The organism is Planomonospora corallina (genome assembly GCF_042650625.1).
In the GTDB taxonomy this organism is placed as follows: domain Bacteria; phylum Actinomycetota; class Actinomycetes; order Streptosporangiales; family Streptosporangiaceae; genus Planomonospora_B; species Planomonospora_B corallina.
On record NZ_JBHSBM010000005.1, the window covers coordinates 160,070 to 175,378 of the forward strand.

Annotated in this window: 12 protein-coding genes; 7 read left to right on the forward strand and 5 right to left on the reverse strand. The window is 74.5% G+C overall.

Annotated elements, in window-relative coordinates; translation table 11 throughout:
* The first annotated feature begins 1 nt into the window (after nt 1).
* The 3 genes from ACFOWE_RS01395 (at nt 2) to ACFOWE_RS01405 (ending at nt 3,604) form a co-directional block, all read left to right on the forward strand.
* Nucleotides 2-1,063, forward strand: a complete 1,062-nt coding sequence (locus ACFOWE_RS01395) for a carbohydrate kinase family protein (RefSeq protein WP_377284887.1) — start codon at nt 2-4, stop codon at nt 1,061-1,063.
* A 64-nt stretch (nt 1,064-1,127) separates the two neighbouring features.
* Nucleotides 1,128-2,732, forward strand: coding sequence for a hypothetical protein (locus ACFOWE_RS01400; RefSeq protein WP_377284888.1), 1,605 nt, complete (start codon nt 1,128-1,130; stop codon nt 2,730-2,732).
* A gap of 59 nt (nt 2,733-2,791) precedes the next feature.
* Nucleotides 2,792-3,604: a class I SAM-dependent methyltransferase gene (locus tag ACFOWE_RS01405; protein ID WP_377284889.1), complete on the forward strand. Its 813-nt coding sequence runs from the start codon at nt 2,792-2,794 to the stop codon at nt 3,602-3,604.
* A gap of 215 nt (nt 3,605-3,819) precedes the next feature.
* Here ACFOWE_RS01405 and ACFOWE_RS01410 read toward each other — a convergent pair whose 3' ends face one another.
* Nucleotides 3,820-5,202, reverse strand: coding sequence for a glycoside hydrolase family 6 protein (locus ACFOWE_RS01410; RefSeq protein WP_377284890.1), 1,383 nt, complete (start codon nt 5,200-5,202; stop codon nt 3,820-3,822).
* Between the two features lie 347 nt (nt 5,203-5,549).
* On the opposite strand from ACFOWE_RS01410, the gene ACFOWE_RS01415 reads away from it, so the two are divergent.
* The 4 genes from ACFOWE_RS01415 (at nt 5,550) to ACFOWE_RS01430 (ending at nt 9,242) form a co-directional block, all read left to right on the forward strand.
* Nucleotides 5,550-6,314 carry a Clp protease N-terminal domain-containing protein gene (locus ACFOWE_RS01415; RefSeq protein ID WP_377284891.1) on the forward strand — a complete coding sequence of 255 codons (765 nt, stop codon included), beginning with the start codon at nt 5,550-5,552 and terminating at the stop codon, nt 6,312-6,314.
* A 47-nt stretch (nt 6,315-6,361) separates the two neighbouring features.
* Nucleotides 6,362-6,754, forward strand: coding sequence for a VOC family protein (locus tag ACFOWE_RS01420; RefSeq protein WP_377284892.1), 393 nt, complete (start codon nt 6,362-6,364; stop codon nt 6,752-6,754).
* A gap of 210 nt (nt 6,755-6,964) precedes the next feature.
* Nucleotides 6,965-8,215 carry a glycosyltransferase gene (locus ACFOWE_RS01425; protein WP_377284893.1) on the forward strand — a complete coding sequence of 417 codons (1,251 nt, stop codon included), beginning with the start codon at nt 6,965-6,967 and terminating at the stop codon, nt 8,213-8,215.
* Nucleotides 8,216-8,756: 541 nt separating this feature from the next.
* A complete protein-coding gene (locus ACFOWE_RS01430; protein WP_377284894.1) occupies nt 8,757-9,242 on the forward strand; it encodes a hypothetical protein in 486 nt (161 codons plus the stop codon).
* A gap of 188 nt (nt 9,243-9,430) precedes the next feature.
* Here ACFOWE_RS01430 and ACFOWE_RS01435 read toward each other — a convergent pair whose 3' ends face one another.
* The 4 genes from ACFOWE_RS01435 to ACFOWE_RS01450 form a co-directional block, all read right to left on the reverse strand.
* A complete protein-coding gene (locus ACFOWE_RS01435) occupies nt 9,431-10,585 on the reverse strand; it encodes an acyl-CoA dehydrogenase family protein (RefSeq protein ID WP_377284895.1) in 1,155 nt (384 codons plus the stop codon).
* 7 nt (nt 10,586-10,592) lie between these two features.
* Entirely contained in the window at nt 10,593-11,534 is a 942-nt protein-coding gene (locus ACFOWE_RS01440; protein ID WP_377284896.1) for a hydroxymethylglutaryl-CoA lyase, read from the reverse strand.
* Entirely contained in the window at nt 11,531-13,591 is a 2,061-nt protein-coding gene (locus ACFOWE_RS01445; protein ID WP_377284897.1) for an acetyl/propionyl/methylcrotonyl-CoA carboxylase subunit alpha, read from the reverse strand. Before ACFOWE_RS01445 ends, ACFOWE_RS01440 begins: the two co-directional genes overlap by 4 nt.
* Before the next feature lie 94 nt (nt 13,592-13,685).
* Nucleotides 13,686-15,254 carry a carboxyl transferase domain-containing protein gene (locus ACFOWE_RS01450; RefSeq protein ID WP_377284898.1) on the reverse strand — a complete coding sequence of 523 codons (1,569 nt, stop codon included), beginning with the start codon at nt 15,252-15,254 and terminating at the stop codon, nt 13,686-13,688.
* Nucleotides 15,255-15,309 lie beyond the last annotated feature (55 nt).

Below are 15,309 nucleotides of genomic sequence, written 5' to 3' on the forward strand. Positions count from 1 at the left end.
CATGAGGAGACCCGCCAGGAAGCCCGCGGGGGACGACGGCACGGCGGACGCCCCGAGGGCCACAGCGAGGGCCACAGCGAGGGGCACGGCGAGCGGCACGGCGGGCGGCACGGCGGGCGGGAAGGGCCTGCTGGTCGTCGGCGACGTGGTCACCGACGTCGTCGCGCTGCACGACCGCCAGGGGTACGCGGACCTGTCCTCCGGCACGGACACCGCCGCCGAGATCGTGCTGCGCCCTGGCGGGTCCGCGGCCAACACCGCCGCCTGGGCCGCGTACCTCGGCGCCGACGCGCGGCTGCTGGCGCGGGTGGGCTACGACACCGGCGAGTGGCACGATGCCGAGCTGCGGCGCGCGGGGGTCCGCACGCACCTGCGGACCGATCCCGGGCGGCCGACCGCCGTGGTGATCGCCATCGTGGACGCCACCCGGGAACGGACCATGCTCACCAACCGGGGCGCGGGCGGCGAGATCGGCGTCGAGGACTGGGACCCGGCCCTGCTCGACGGGGTGGCGCACATCCATCTGTCCGGCTACATGCTCTTCGCCGAACCGGGCCTGCGGCTGGGCCGGCTGCTCCTGGCCGAGGCCCGCCGGCGCGGCCTGTCCAGCAGCGTGGACCCCTCCTCCACCGGGTTCCTGCGGTCCTTCGGGCCCGAGCGGTTCGTCCAGGAGACGGCCGAGGCCGACCTGGTGATCCCCAACCGGGACGAGGCGCTGCTGCTGACCCGCGAGACCTCCGCCGAGCGGGCGGCCGAGCTGCTCGGCCTCCGGTACGGCGCGGCGGCGGTGAAGCTCGGCTCCGAGGGGGCCGTGCTGACCCGGCAGGGCCGCCCCGTCGCGCGGGTCCCCGGGCTGCCGGCCGAGGCGGTGGACTCCACCGGGGCAGGGGACGCGTTCGCCGCCGGGCTGCTGACCGCGCTGCTGGCCGGGGCGGACGACGGGACCGCGCTGGAAGCGGCGGGCCGGGCCGGAGCCGAAGCTGTTACGGTCATCGGTGGTCGCCCGCGTATCCTACGGTCTGATCTGGGTTCCAACCGGCTTTACCCTCTTAAGACGAATTGATAGCTTGCGGCGTAGGCTGCACCATTAGCCACATGCGTCACTTTGGGGAGGTTGCGGTCAACCGATGGACGCCGAGTCATCGATCTGCCTGAGTGATCTGGTCCCGGCCCTGCGCTGGAGCCGCCAGCAGCAGGTCGCCGAAGCCCTCTCCGACCCCCGCCTGCCCGCGGGCTGGTGGTCCTCCGTCACCCTCCCCAAGGCCCTCGGCACCGCCGGGCTCGACTGGGTCTGCGACCGGCTCGCCCGGCTCTCGGTCTCCCGCTGGGAGCACCTGCCGCTGAGCGACGTGCTCCCCGCCCTGCACGTGCACACGGTCGACCCCACCCTCCCCGGCTGGCCGGAGCCCGCGCGCGCGGCCATCACCGGCCTGGGCGGCTGGTCCAGGCTGCGCCGCCTGACCGCCGGAGACCTCACCGGCCCCTCCGTGCCCGCCTCCCCCGAGGTCGTGGTCACCGCCATGTTCCGCGAGGTGCTCGGCCGGATCCCGGGGGTCACCGAGCAGCTCCCCGCCCCCGCCGCGGCGTCCGCCGTGCAGGCCGCCCCCGCGCAGCCCGCCCCCGCGCGGACCGCCCCGGCCGTGCCCGCGCAGGCCGCCCCGCCCCGGGTCGACCTCACCGAGTACCCGCTGGTGCGACTGGTGGACAACATGTTCCGCGACTGGGGCCCGCTGGAACTCGCCGTCGCCGTGGACCGCCTGTTCGCCGTCGACCCGATCAGCCTGCGCGCGCTGGCGCACAAGCTCAACGCCGACCTCGGCGCCCTGTCGGCCGCCCAGCGCGCCGCCGAGGAGCGTCTCCTGCTCTGGCTGCGCTCCTCGGAGTCCGCCCCGCTGACCGGGCACATGTTCGGGCTCACCGAGTGGCTGGGCTCCGCCGCCACCGAGGACCAGCTCATCGGCGCCGACCCCGCCCACCCCGTCGAGGTCCCCACGCTCCGCACCCCGCTCTGGCGGGTGCTCGTCACCCTCATGCCGGACCGGCGGCTCCAGGACGGCTGGCTCGTCGTCGGCGACCTGGGGAGCCTGCGGGAGCGGACCCGCCGGCTGCTGGCCGGCAAGCCCGCCGACGCCGACGTCCTCGCGCTCATGGAGCACCAGCTCGGCATCCGCACCCACTCGGCGCAGGCCTGGCTGGACGCGCTCGCCGCCTCCGACCGGCAGGAGGAGTCCGCCGCGGCGGCTCCCGGCGGGGGCGCCAAGCAGCTGCCCCGCCGTACTCCGGGCGCCAACGGCCACCACCGCGGCGGTCAGCCCATCCCCCAGGTCAACCCCTCCACGATCGACCCCCGCGCGGCCCTGGCCACGCTCTCGGCGCTGTCCGGAGGCGGCCGTCCGCACCTGATCACCAGCCAGCGCGAGAGCGCCCCGATGCCGCCGCCGACCAACCCCGCGACCGACCCGAGCCGCTGGCAGCGGATCGAGGTGACCAGCGAGCACCTGCGGGGAGCGCCGGTGGCCGTGCCCGAGGGGTACGCCACCCGGCTCGGCATGCGCCCCGGCACGCTGCTGTCGGTGACCGGCCCCGGCGACAACGCGGTGGTCCTCGTCTGGCGGGACCAGCCGGTCTTCGACTCGCTCCAGCCCGTGCTGATGCGCCTGAACGCCCGCCCGGGCGACCAGGTCTACGTGACCGTGGACGGCTACCGCCTGGAGGCCCAGCTCCCCAGCTGACCGCGGCGGCAGTGCGGCGGCCGTGTGGCGGCAGTGCGGCGGCTGGCTAGGGTGAGCCCATGAGCACCTCAGCGAGCACCCCGGCCGCCTTCGGCGGGATCGATCCCGCGACCGTCTCCGCGCGGGCGTCGTCGTTCGGCGGCCAGGCGGCCGCCTACGCCCGGGAACGGCCCGGCTACCCCGCCGCGGCCGTGCGCTGGGCGCTCGAGCCCGTCTCCGGGCGCGCGCCGCTGCGCGTCCTCGACCTGGGCGCGGGGACCGGGAAGCTCACCGAGGCCCTGGTGCCCCTGGTGCGGCAGGCCGGGGACGCCTCCGGGATCGTCGCGGTGGAGCCGGACGCGGCCATGCTCGCCGAGCTCCGGCGCGCCCTGCCCGAGGTCCGGGCGCTGCCCGGCGCGGCCGAGGAGATCCCCCTCCCGGACGCCTCGGTCGACGCGGTCGTGGTGGGGCAGGCGATGCACTGGTTCGACCTCGACCGGGCGCTGCCGGAGATCCGCCGCGTGCTGGCGCCGGGCGGGGTGCTGGCCGGTCTGTGGAACCTCGACGACGACCGCGTGCCCTGGGTGCGCGGGCTGAAGGAGACCGCCGGGAGCACGGTGACGTTCCTGAACTGGCGCTCCCCCTCCGCCGAGCTGGAGAGCCGGGGCGCCGGTGGGGCCGAGGAGGCCGAGTTCCCCCACGGGCAGCGCCGCACCGCGGAGTCGATGGTCGCGACGATCGCCACCCACTCGCTGTTCCTGACCCTGCCCGAGACCGAGCGCGCCGGGACGCTGGCCCGGATCCGGGCCTACCTGGACAGCACGCCCGAGACGGCGGAGGGCGAGTTCGAGCTCCCGATCGTCACCGTCGCCCTCCGCGTCCTGCCCGGATAGCCGGGCGGCTCCCGGCGGGGACGCGCGGATCTGGACCGGGGTCCCCGGCGGGGACGCGCGGGCCCGGACCGGGGTCGTGGTCCCCTGCCGGTCCGGGCCCGCGCGGGCGTGGAACGGTACGGCCCGCGGGGATGCGCGTCGGACACGGGCCGTACCGGGTCGTGCGCCCCGCCCGGATCAGGCGGGCGGGGCGGCTCGTCGTGCTCCGGACCGGCTCAGCCGGCGGAGCAGCTCACCGAGGACGGCGCGGCCCCGCTCCCGGTGCCGGTGAACCCGAAGGAGGCCGAGGAGCCCGGGGCCAGGCCTCCGTTGTGGCTCACGTTCTCCACCGTGACCTGGCTCCCGCTCTGGGTGTGCCGGCCGTTCCAGAGCTGGCCGACGGTCTGGCCGCCGGGGAAGGCCCAGCGCACCGTCCAGCCGGACAGCGCCGCGGTCCCGGTGCTCTTGACGGTCACCTCGGCCTGGAAGCCGCCCTGCCAGGAGTTGACCAGCCGGTAGGCCGCCGTGCAGGCCCGGCCGGCGATGGGCGTGGAGCTGGGGGTCACCGTCGGGGTCACGGTCGGGGTCGCCGTGGGAGTGACCGTGGGGGTGACCGTGGGGGTGGCGGTCGGCGTGTTCGGGGCCGCCATGGCCAGGTCGTAGGCCCGCTGCGGGACGAACTGCCCGGCGCCGGCGATGCAGCCGTCGGCCTCACCCGGCAGCTTGATCCAGAGGAACGCGTCGATCATGGAGTCGCCGGTGTCCGTCGTGCTCGGCGTGCCGATCGCCCGCCCGGCCGGGTCGCACCACTCGCTGCCCGCCGGGCCGTTGCCGTTGCGGCTGGTGTCGATGACCGCACGGAGCCGGGAGACGCCGGTGGCGGACAGCACGCTCTTGGCGTAGGCCACCTCGGTGGAGGTCCAGCGGTAGTTGGAGACGTTGAGCGAGATGCCGTCCCCGCTGTCGGCCACCCCGGCGGCCCGCAGCCGCGCCGCGGCCTCGCCAGCGCCCAGCCAGCCCGAGTGCCCGATGTCGAAGTAGACCTTCGCCCGGCTGGAGGCCGCCTTCAGCTTCTTGCCGGCGTACGCCATCGAGGCGTTGACCTCCTGCTGCTGGGAGGAGCTCATGCAGTTGGTCATGATCGGGAGCACGTCCGGCTCCAGGATGATCGCGGCCGGCCGGCCCTGCAGCCCCGCGGCGAACTCGTCGATCCACTGCCGGTAGGCCGTGTGGCTGGGCGCGCCGCCGGTGCTGGCGCCGCTGCAGTCGCGGTTGGGGATGTTGTAGACGACCAGGATGGGCGTCTTGCCCGCGGCGGCCGCCGCGCCTGTGAACGCCGACACCTGCGAGCGGATGGTCGAGGTGTTCGTCGTGGTGAACCACCGGCCCTGCGGCACGGAGGCGATCCGGTCCCGGATGACAGGCGCCCGCGAGTCGCCGGGGTTGGCGGCGACCCACCTGGCCGCGCCGGTCTCCGGGTCGACGTAGAAGGCGGACTCGGCCGCGGAGGCCCTCGAGACCTCGGCGGCTCCGGCGGCTCCGGCGGTCAGTGACACCGCGGCGCCGGAGGCCACGGCGACCGCCGCGCACATCGCCGCCAGGATGGGCTTTCTCGACATCGAACGGCTCCTTAGAGGGTCTGGTGGGAGCGCTCGCAACGTAGCCGCCCGCCTCCCGCACCACCTAGCCGGAGCCGCTCCCCTGCCCACCGGCCAGGCCGCTGAGCTGCGCGGACACCGGAAGCGGAGGATGAAAGTTTCAGGACCGCACGACCTCGCCCGCTCCGGGCCCCGGTGGGCGGGGAGGGGTCCGCAGGGCGCGGTCCCCGGCCGGGGGGGCGGGTCCCGTCCCCGCGTCGGGGCGGTGACGGCCGGCTCGCACCGCCGGGGTCCCCACCGGAGTCCTCGGAGACCTGAATCGTCAACCTTTGGTTGACGAAATGAGAGCGTCAACCTATGGTTGACGCATGACGGATCCCATTCAGCTGACGACCCCGGTACGGCTCGACGATCTGATCGCGGCCATCAAGAAGGTCCACTCCGACGTGCTTGACCAGCTCTCCGACGCGGTCATCGCCGCGGACCACCTCGGCGAGGTCGCCGACCACCTGATCGGCCACTTCGTGGACCAGGCACGGCGCTCGGGCGCCTCCTGGACCGAGATCGGCAGGAGCATGGGGGTGAGCAAGCAGGCGGCCCAGAAGCGCTTCACCCCGAAGGACCCCGGCGTTCCGGACCTCGACCCCGGCCAGGGCTTCACCCGCTTCACCCCCCGCGCCAGGAACGTCGTCATGGCGGCGACGAACGAGGCCCAGACCGCGCGCAGCGCCGAGATCGGCCCCGAGCACCTGGTGCTGGGGCTGCTCGCCGAGCCGGAGGCGATCGCCGCCCGGGTGATCGTCGCCCAGGGCGTGACCCTGGAGGCCGTACGGCGGGCCGCCACCGCGGCGCTGCCCCCGGCCGCCGAGCGGGCGCCCGACCTCGTCCCCTACGACCAGCAGGCGCGCAAGGCGCTGGAGCTCACCTTCCGCCAGGCCCTGCGGCTGGGCCACAACTACATCGGGACCGAGCACGTCCTGCTCGCCCTGCTGGAGCTCGAGGGCGGCACGGGCGTGCTCTCCGGCCTCGGCGTCACCACGGAGGCCACCGAGGCCGGCGTCTCCGAGGCCCTGGCGGCCACCGTCGCCACCGCCCAGGGCCTGGCGACGGAGGCCGCCCGCGAGCAGGAGTGACACCGGCGGGACGCCACGTGACGGCGCGGCGGCCTAGGATCACCGGGATGCGGATCGACCTGGTCACGATCATCGTGGACGACTACGACCGAGCCATCGCGTTCTTCACCGGCGCCCTGGGCTTCGAACTGGCCGAGGACTCCCCCTCCCTGACGAACGACGGCCGCCCGAAGCGGTGGGTCGTCGTCCGTCCGCCGGGCGGCGGGACCGGCGTCCTGCTCGCCCGGGCGGACGGCGAGCGGCAACGCGCCGCCGTCGGCGACCAGGCCGCCGGGAGGGTGGGCTTCTTCCTGCGGGTGGACGACTTCGAGGCCGCCCGTGCGCGGATGACGACGGCCGGTGTCGAGTTCGTGACCGCGCCGCGCACCGAGCCCTACGGCCGGGTCGCCGTCTTCCTGGACGTGGCCGGCAACCGCTGGGACCTGCTCGGCCCGGCCTGAGGAGGCCTCGCGGTCCGGGGCCGGGCCGCTCCGGACAGGGGGCCGGGCCGCTCCGGAGAAATCGTGCGGAGAGTCATCGCGGGCGACGGGCGGGAACGGGGGATTCTCCCCGCCACCTTCAAGCTACAGCGGGGTGGGGGGCTTGCCGCAAGACCCCGGTGGTCGTCCAGAATCCCAGGTCCGAGCAGGTGACGAGGAACGGGGATGCGCATGCGTGTGCTGTTGTCGACGATCGGGTCGCGGGGTGACGTCCAGCCGGTGGTGGCGCTGGCGTCACGGCTGAGAAGTCTCGGGGAGGAGGTCCGGGTGTGCGCGCCTCCCGACTTCCGGGAGTGGATCGACGGCCTCGGCATACCCGTGGTCCCCCTCGGGCCCGAGCTGCGCGGGACCGCGGCGCCGGAGCCCGCGGCCGGGCGGTCCCTGCCCTCGCCGGAGGACCTGCGCCGGCAGGTGGAGGAGACCGTGGCCGCCCAGTTCGCCACGGTCGGCCGGGCCGCCCGGGGCTGCGACGTGCTGGTGGCGTGCGGGGCCCTGCAGGTCGCCGCCCGCTCGGTGGCCGAGACGCTGGAGATCCCCTACGTCCACGCCTCCTACTGCCCGGTCACCCTGCCCTCCCCGCACCACGCGCCGCCTCCCATGCCGGGCCTGGTCCCGCCGGACGGCGCGGACGACGCCGCGCTCTGGGAGCTGGACGCGCAGCGCTGGAACGCCGTCTTCGGCGCCGCGCTCAACGCCCACCGGGCCTCGGCCGGCCTGGAGCCGGTCACCGACGTGCGCGGCCACGTCTTCACCGACCGGCCCTGGCTGGCCGCCGACCCCGTGCTGGGGCCCTGGCCCGGATCGGCGGACCTGGACGTGGTCCAGACGGGCGCGTGGATCCTGCCGGACCCGCGTCCGCTCCCGGACGACCTGGAGGCGTTCCTCGACGCGGGGGACCCCCCTGTCTACTTCGGCCTCGGCAGCATGCCCGCCCCGGGGGACATCGGCCGGGTGATGGTGCAGACGGCCCGGGAGCTGGGGCGGCGCGCGGTCGTCTCCCGCGGCTGGGCCGGGCTGTCGCCGGTGGACGGCGGACCGGACTGCTTCTCCGTCGGGGAGGTCAACCAGCAGGCGCTCTTCCGCCGGGTCGCCGCCGTCGTGCACCACGGCGGCGCGGGCACCACCACCGCGGCCGCGCGCGCCGGGGCCCCGCAGGTCGTCATCCCGCAGGTCTACGACCAGCCCTACTGGGCGCGCCGGGTCGCCGACCTCGGGATCGGGGCCGCGCACGCGCCCGGCCCGCCCACCGTCGACTCGCTGGCGGCGGTCCTCGCCCGCGCCCTGGAGCCCGGCGCGACGGCGAAGGCCCGGGCCGTCGCCGCGCAGGTCCGCACCGACGGCGCGGACGCCGCCGCGCGGCTCCTGGCGGCCCTGGAACGCGTCCCTGAAGATCACGTGGATCGCATCCGGAGACCCCGCTGAGCCGCGGACGTCCAGCGCCCGGCCCCGAGGAGGCCGCATCCGGCTCAGGGACGGATCTGGACAGGACCACTCGCCGTCGTGGCCTACCGCGGGCGGACTACGACGGCGGGTTGAGGCCCGCAAGGAGATACCACGGTCCGCGGGAGGAGAATACGGCGACGAGACGACGTGAATCCTTCAGATCGTTATTAGGATCCCACTCGTAGAACATCCGCCTTTCACCTGGGAAACCGGAGACCGGGCCGATGCGGGTCCGTTCCGGACCGTTTCCCCGAAGAGAGTGACCCGCGAGGCCTCTCGGCAGCGCCCTGGACCGTCCAGCCCCCGGCGGACCGGCCCTCGGTGTGCAGAGCCTGCGGCCACCCGATTCGAGGAGGACCGCGATCGAGCACAGGCCCGGAGGACGGTGCAGGTCGCTCGCGGTTCCGTCCGGCTTCAAGCGCCACCGGCGCGGACGGGTGCGGCGGGACCGTCATCTGCCGACCACCGCACGAAGCCGTCACCGTCATATCAGGAACGGCAGGACGAACAGGTGGTGGAATTGGAGTTCGTATCTATCACGCTCTGGATACTGTCCGCGATTCTCGCCGTCATGGGGTGCCTCGACCAGAGCAAGCTCTACTGGAAGTTCGACGCGCCGAGATACCGCCATCCGGAAGCCAACGAGCCCTCGGATCGGGCCTACGCGACCGAGCGCGCCGGGATGTTCGCAGCCGCCGCATTCTTCGCGGGCTTCGGCTTCTTCTTCTTCTTCTTCTTCGCGGCGGGCCCCTACAGCGCGTCCGAGGTCCGGGAGGTCGCCGAGCACGTGGCCGCCGAAGCACGCCGGGACCCGGACGATCTGCTCTATTCGCTCAGAAGAGAGGTGAATGCGCTGGACCGCGGAGCATTGAGCGTCACCCACCTGTCCGACCACCGGTACGAACTGACCAACAACGGGGGGGAGTTCCGCGTCTGCCTGTCCGCCCGACCGGCCACCTCGGACAGACCGGCCGACGTGACGGTCACGGACGGGAGATGTCCTTGATCCGGGATCACCGCAACCTCGCGCGGGCGCACCGGACACCGGCCTCGCCGCTCTCGTCGAGGGAGCAGAGGCGGCTCACATCGGTCGGCCTGCCGTTGAGATGCCCGAACCGGCACGGGTGGCGCGCACGGCGGCCCGCCCGGGTCGTCGCGGGGGGNNNCGCCCCCCCCGCCTCGTCTGTCCCCGGGTCAGAGGTCCGACAGGCCCAGCTCGCGGGCGATCAGCATGCGCTGGACCTCGCTGGTGCCCTCGCCGATCTCCAGGATCTTGGCGTCGCGGTAGAAGCGGCCGACGGGGTACTCGTTCATGAAGCCGTACCCGCCGAAGATCTGGGTGGCGTCGCGGGAGTTGTCCATCGCCGCGTTGGAGGAGACGAGTTTGGCGATGGCGGCCTCCTTCTTGAACGGCTCGCCGGCCAGCATCTTCTCCGCCGCGTGGTAGTAGGCCAGGCGGGCGGTGTGCGTGCGGGCCTCCATGTCGGCGATCTTGAACTGGATGGCCTGGTAGTGGCCGATCGGGTGGCCGAAGGCCTGGCGCTCGCGGACGTAGCGCAGGCACTCGTCCACGCAGCCCTGGGCCAGGCCGACGGACAGGGCGGCGATCGCGATGCGGCCCTCGTCGAGCGTCTGCAGGAACTGCGCGTAGCCGCGGCCCCGCTCGCCGAGGAGGTTGGCGGCCGGGACCCGGCAGTCGGTGAAGGCCAGCTCGCGGGTGTCGGAGCAGTTCCAGCCGACCTTGGAGTACTTCTTGGCGACCGTGAAGCCGGGCGTGCCGGCCGGGACGAGGATCGTGGAGATCTCGGGGCGGCCGTCCGCGCGCCGCCCGGTGATCGCGGCCACGCCGACCACGCCGGTGATGTCGGTGCCGGAGTTGGTGATGAACGCCTTCGAGCCGTTGATCACCCACTCGTCGCCGTCGAGCACGGCGGTGGTCCGCATGCCGCCCGGCACGTCGGAGCCGCCGCCCGGCTCGGTCAGGCCGAACGCGCCGAGCATCTCGCCGGCGGCGAGCTTCGGCAGCCAGCGCTCGCGCTGCTCGGCCGTGCCGAAGCGGTAGATCGGCATGGCGCCCAGCGAGACGGCCGCCTCCACGGTGATCGCCACGCTGGAGTCGACCCGGGCCAGCTCCTCCAGGGTGAGGCAGAGCGCGAAGTAGTCGCCGCCCATGCCGCCGTACTCCTCGGGGATGGGCAGGCCGAACAGGCCCATCTGGCCCATCTGGCGGACGATGTCGTAGGGGAACTCCTCGCGCTCGTACAGCTCGCCGATCACGGGGGCGACGGCGTCGCGGGCGAACGCCTCGACGGTCTTGCGGAGGTCTTCGTACTCTTCGGTCAGCTTCATCGCTGTCTCACTCCTTGGGCAGGGCCTTGGACAGGGCCTGGACGACCCGGGACGGGCTGGGGCGGCCGAGCCTTCCGGCCAGCCAGGTGCTGGTCTCCACCAGCGCGCCGAGGTCGAGGCCGGTCTCCACGCCGAGGCCGTGCAGCATCCAGACCAGGTCCTCGGTGGCGAGGTTGCCGGTGGCGGACTCGGCGTACGGGCAGCCGCCGATGCCGCCGGTGGAGGCGTCGACCACGGTCACCCCGGCGCGCAGCGCGGCCAGCGTGTTGGCCAGCGCCTGGCCGTAGGTGTCGTGGAAGTGCACGGCCAGCCGCTCGGGGCCGCCGAACGCCTCGATGAGCGCGCCCACGTGGCCGGGGGTGCCGACGCCGATGGTGTCACCGAGCGAGAGCTCGTAGCAGCCCAGGTCGAGCAGCCTGCGACCGACCTCGGCGACCTGCGCGACCGGGGTCGGTCCCTCCCACGGGTCGCCGAAGCACATCGACACGTACGCCCGCACCCGCAGGCCGTGCTCCAGCGCCCGGCCGACGACCGGCTCGAACATCTCGAACTGGGAGGCCAGCGTCCGGTTGAGGTTCCTGGCCGCGAACGTCTCGGTGGCGCTGGCGAAGACCGCGATCTCGGTGACGCCGTGCTCCAGCGCCCGTTCCAGCCCGCGCTCGTTGGGCACCAGCACCGGGTAGCGCACCCCGGGCACCCGCTCGACGGCGGCGAGCAGCTCGGCGGCGTCGGCGAGCTGCGGCACCCACTTCGGGTGCACGAAGCTGGTGGTCTCGATCACCGTGTGCCCGGCGGCGGCCAGGCGGGCCACGAACTCGGCCTTCACCTCGACCGGCACGACCACCGGCTCGTTCTGCAGCCCGTCACGCGGGCCGACCTCGTAGACCGTGACCCGCTCCGGCAGGCCCTCCGCCCGGTACGGCGCCGGCCCCGCGGCTCCTGCCGTCACGACTCCTCCTCCCGCCGGACGACGGCGAGCACCGCGTCCATGTCGACCGCCTGCCCGGCGCGGACCGGCAGCTCGGCCACCGTCCCGCCGACCGGCGCGGTCACGGTGTGCTCCATCTTCATCGCCTCGACGATCACCAGCGCCTGGCCCTCCTCGACCCGCTCCCCGACGGCCGTCTTCACCACGAGCACGGTGCCGGGCATCGGGCTGCGGACCGCGCCGTCGCCCGAGGCCCCGCCGCGGGCGCGGTCGCCGGGGTCGCCCAGGTGGTGGCGGGTGAGCGCCCAGGCGCTCCCCTGGCGGCCGAGCCAGACGGTGTCGCCGTCGCGGGCGGCGGCGTAGCGGCGGCGGACGCCGTCCAGGGTGACGAGCACGTCGGAGCCGTCGACGGCCAGCTCCGCGCGGAGGATCCGGGCCGCGGCGGCCGTACCGCCATCACCGTCACCGCCGTCGCCGTCGCCGGACGGCCCGCTCGCGGGCAGCCGGACCTCGGCGCCGCGGGGGGGCAGCCCGCGCACCGCGACCTCGCGCACCCCGCCGGGGCCCTCCAGGCGCCAGACGGTCCAGGCGGGCGCGGCGCCGGGCCGCCAGCCGTCGGGCACCTCCCACGGGTCGGCGGCCGCCGCGGCGGGCACCCGCTCGTGCTGGAGCAGCAGGGCGGCGGCGGCCAGCACGTCGTCCGGCGTTCCGGCGGGCGGGACCAGCTCGCCGAGGCGGCGCTCGACCAGACCGGTGTCGAGGTCGCCGGCGGCCACCTCGGGGTGGGTGACGAGCGCCCGCAGGAAGGCGACGTTCGTCGTCACGCCGAGCACGGTCGTCTCCGCCAGCGCCCGGTCGAGGGTGCCCAGCGCGCCCGCCCGGTCGGGACCCCAGGCGATGACCTTGGCCAGCATCGGGTCGTAGTCGCTGCCGACGGTCATGCCGGCGGCCATCCCGGAGTCGGTGCGGACCACGCCGGCCGGGGAGGTCTCCGGCGCGCCGGAGAAGCCCTGGACTCCGGGCTCGCGCAAGGCGAGGATCCGGCCGCCGGTCGGCAGGAAGCCGCGGGCGGGGTCCTCGGCGTAGACACGGGCCTCGACGGCGTGGCCGCGCAGCCGCACGTCGTCCTGGGTGAGCGGGAGCGGCTCGCCGGCCGCGACCCGGAGCTGGAGCTCGACCAGGTCGAGGCCGGTGACCAGCTCGGTGACCGGGTGCTCGACCTGGAGCCGGGTGTTCATCTCCATGAAGTAGTAGTCGGCCGTCGCGCCCTGGACGATGAACTCGACCGTCCCGGCGCCGACGTAGCCGACGGAACGGGCGGCCTCGACCGCCGCGGCGCCCATCCGGGCCCGGGTGGCCTCGTCCAGCAGCGGGGAGGGGGCCTCCTCGACGATCTTCTGGTGGCGGCGCTGCAGGCTGCACTCGCGCTCGCCCAGGTGGACGACGTTGCCGTGCGCGTCGGCCAGCACCTGGATCTCGATGTGCCGGGGGTTCTCCACGAACCGCTCGATCAGCAGGGTCGCGTCGCCGAACGCGGCGGCGGCCGTACGGCGGGCGGACTCCAGCGCCTCCGGCAGCTCGGCGGCGGAGCGGACGAGCACCATGCCCTTGCCGCCGCCACCCGCCGACGGCTTGATGAGCGCGGGAAAGCCGACGCCGGCGGTGAGCAGGTCGTCGCGGGGCTCGGCCGCGCCGGGCACGACCGGCACCCCGGCCGCGGCGACGGTCTCCTTGGCGCGGATCTTGTCGCCCATGGCCTCGACGGCCTCGGCGGGCGGGCCGACGAAGACCAGGCCGGCCTCGGCGCAGCGCCGGGCGAAGGCGGTGTTCTCGGCGAGGAAGCCGTAGCCGGGGTGGACGGCCTGGGCGCCGGTGGCCGCGGCGGCCTCGATGATCGACTCGATGTCGAGGTAACCGCCGGGCAGCCGGACCGCGGTGTCGGCCGCGCGGGTGTGCGGGGCGCCGGCGTCGGCGTCGCCGTACACGGCGACGGAGCGCACGCCGAGCCGCCGGAGGGTCCGGATGATCCGCAGGGCGATCTCGCCCCGGTTGGCGATGAGGACGGTGTGGAAGAGCATCAGCGCTGCCCCCGGCGTGGTGAGCGGAGGGACCGGCGCGGCGAGGCGGGCCGGTCCAGGGACGGGCGGGGAACCGGTGGACGGGTCATGGCGGTCACATCCGGAAGACGCCGTAGCCGACGGGGTCGAGGGGCGCGCCCGCGGCGGCGGACAGGGCCAGGCCGAGGACGGTGCGGGTGTCGAGGGGGTCGATGACGCCGTCGTCCCAGAGGCGGGCGGTGGAGTAGTAGGGGTTGCCCTGCTCCTCGTACTGCCGGCGGATCGCGTCGGGGTCGGCGTCGCCGACGGTGGACAGCACGTTGGCGGCCTGCTCCCCGCCCATCACCGAGATGCGGGCGTTCGGCCACATCCACAGGAAGCGGGGCGAGTAGGCCCGGCCGGCCATCGCGTAGTTGCCGGCGCCGAACGAGCCGCCGATGACGACGGTGAACTTCGGCACCCGGGCGCAGGCGACGGCGGTGACCATCTTGGCGCCGTGCTTGGCGATGCCGCCGGCCTCGTAGGCCCTGCCGACCATGAAGCCGCTGATGTTCTGCAGGAAGACCAGCGGGATGTTGCGCCGGTCGCACAGCTCGATGAAGTGCGCGCCCTTGAGGGCGGACTCGGCGAACAGGATGCCGTTGTTGGCGATGATCCCCACCGGGTGGCCGTGCACGTGCGCGAAGCCGGTCACCAGCGTGGTGCCGTACTCGGCCTTGAACTCCAGGAACCTGCTGCCGTCGACGATCCGGGCGATGACCTCCCGCACGTCGTACGGCGTGCGGGTGTCGGCGGGGACGATGCCGTACAGGTCGCGGGGGTCGTGCGCGGGCTCCTCGACGGGCACCCGCTCCCAGGGCGCGTCCGGGCGGGGGGCGAGGGTGGCCACGATGTCGCGGACGATCCGCAGCGCGTGGGCGTCGTCCTCGGCGAGGTGGTCGGTGACGCCGCTGACCCGCGAGTGCAGCTCGCCGCCGCCCAGCTCCTCGGCGGTGACCTCCTCGCCGGTGGCGGCCTTCACCAGCGGCGGGCCGCCCAGGAAGATCGTGCCCTGGTTGCGGACGATCACGGCCTCGTCGCTCATCGCGGGCACGTAGGCGCCGCCGGCGGTGCAGGAGCCGAGGACCGCGGCGATCTGCGGGATGCCGCGCGCCGACATGGTGGCCTGGTTGTAGAAGATCCGGCCGAAGTGCTCGCGGTCGGGGAAGACCTCGTCCTGCTTCGGCAGGAACGCGCCGCCGGAGTCGACGAGGTAGACGCACGGCAGGTTGTTGTGGAGGGCGACCTCCTGGGCCCGCAGGTGCTTCTTGACCGTCATCGGGTAGTAGGTGCCGCCCTTGACGGTCGCGTCGTTGGCGACCACGACGCACTCGCGGCCGGAGATCCGGCCGACGCCGGTGATGATCCCGGCCGCGGGGGCCTGGTCGTCGTAGAGGCCCGACCCGGCGAGCTGGGACAGCTCCAGGAACCGGGAGCCGGGGTCGAGCAGGGTGTCGACGCGGTCGCGGGGCAGGAGCTTGCCGCGGGCGACGTGCCGGGCCCGGGAGCGCTCGGGGCCGCCGAGCGCGGCGGTCGCGACGCGCTCGCGCAGCTCGGCGACGAGCCGCTCGTTGACCTCGGCGTTCGCCTTGAAGCTCTCACCGCCCGGGTCGCAGGTGCTGCGCAGCACCGGCCAGCTGCTCAATGCGGGCCTCCTTCCTGGACCACGGCGGTTCACCGTGGATCACCGCCCGGCTCCG

What these genes read in the sequence shown, in the direction of transcription:
- ACFOWE_RS01410 (WP_377284890.1), bottom strand. Translation starts at nt 5,202, where the DNA reads ATGTCGAGAAAGCCCATCCTGGCGGCGATGTGCGCGGCGGTCGCCGTG.
- ACFOWE_RS01445 (WP_377284897.1), bottom strand. Translation starts at nt 13,591, where the DNA reads ATGCTCTTCCACACCGTCCTCATCGCCAACCGGGGCGAGATCGCCCTG.
- ACFOWE_RS01400 (WP_377284888.1), top strand. Translation starts at nt 1,128, where the DNA reads ATGGACGCCGAGTCATCGATCTGCCTGAGTGATCTGGTCCCGGCCCTG.
- ACFOWE_RS01425 (WP_377284893.1), top strand. Translation starts at nt 6,965, where the DNA reads ATGCGTGTGCTGTTGTCGACGATCGGGTCGCGGGGTGACGTCCAGCCG.
- ACFOWE_RS01420 (WP_377284892.1), top strand. Translation starts at nt 6,362, where the DNA reads ATGCGGATCGACCTGGTCACGATCATCGTGGACGACTACGACCGAGCC.
- ACFOWE_RS01405 (WP_377284889.1), top strand. Translation starts at nt 2,792, where the DNA reads ATGAGCACCTCAGCGAGCACCCCGGCCGCCTTCGGCGGGATCGATCCC.
- ACFOWE_RS01415 (WP_377284891.1), top strand. Translation starts at nt 5,550, where the DNA reads ATGACGGATCCCATTCAGCTGACGACCCCGGTACGGCTCGACGATCTG.
- ACFOWE_RS01395 (WP_377284887.1), top strand. Translation starts at nt 2, where the DNA reads ATGAGGAGACCCGCCAGGAAGCCCGCGGGGGACGACGGCACGGCGGAC.
- ACFOWE_RS01435 (WP_377284895.1), bottom strand. Translation starts at nt 10,585, where the DNA reads ATGAAGCTGACCGAAGAGTACGAAGACCTCCGCAAGACCGTCGAGGCG.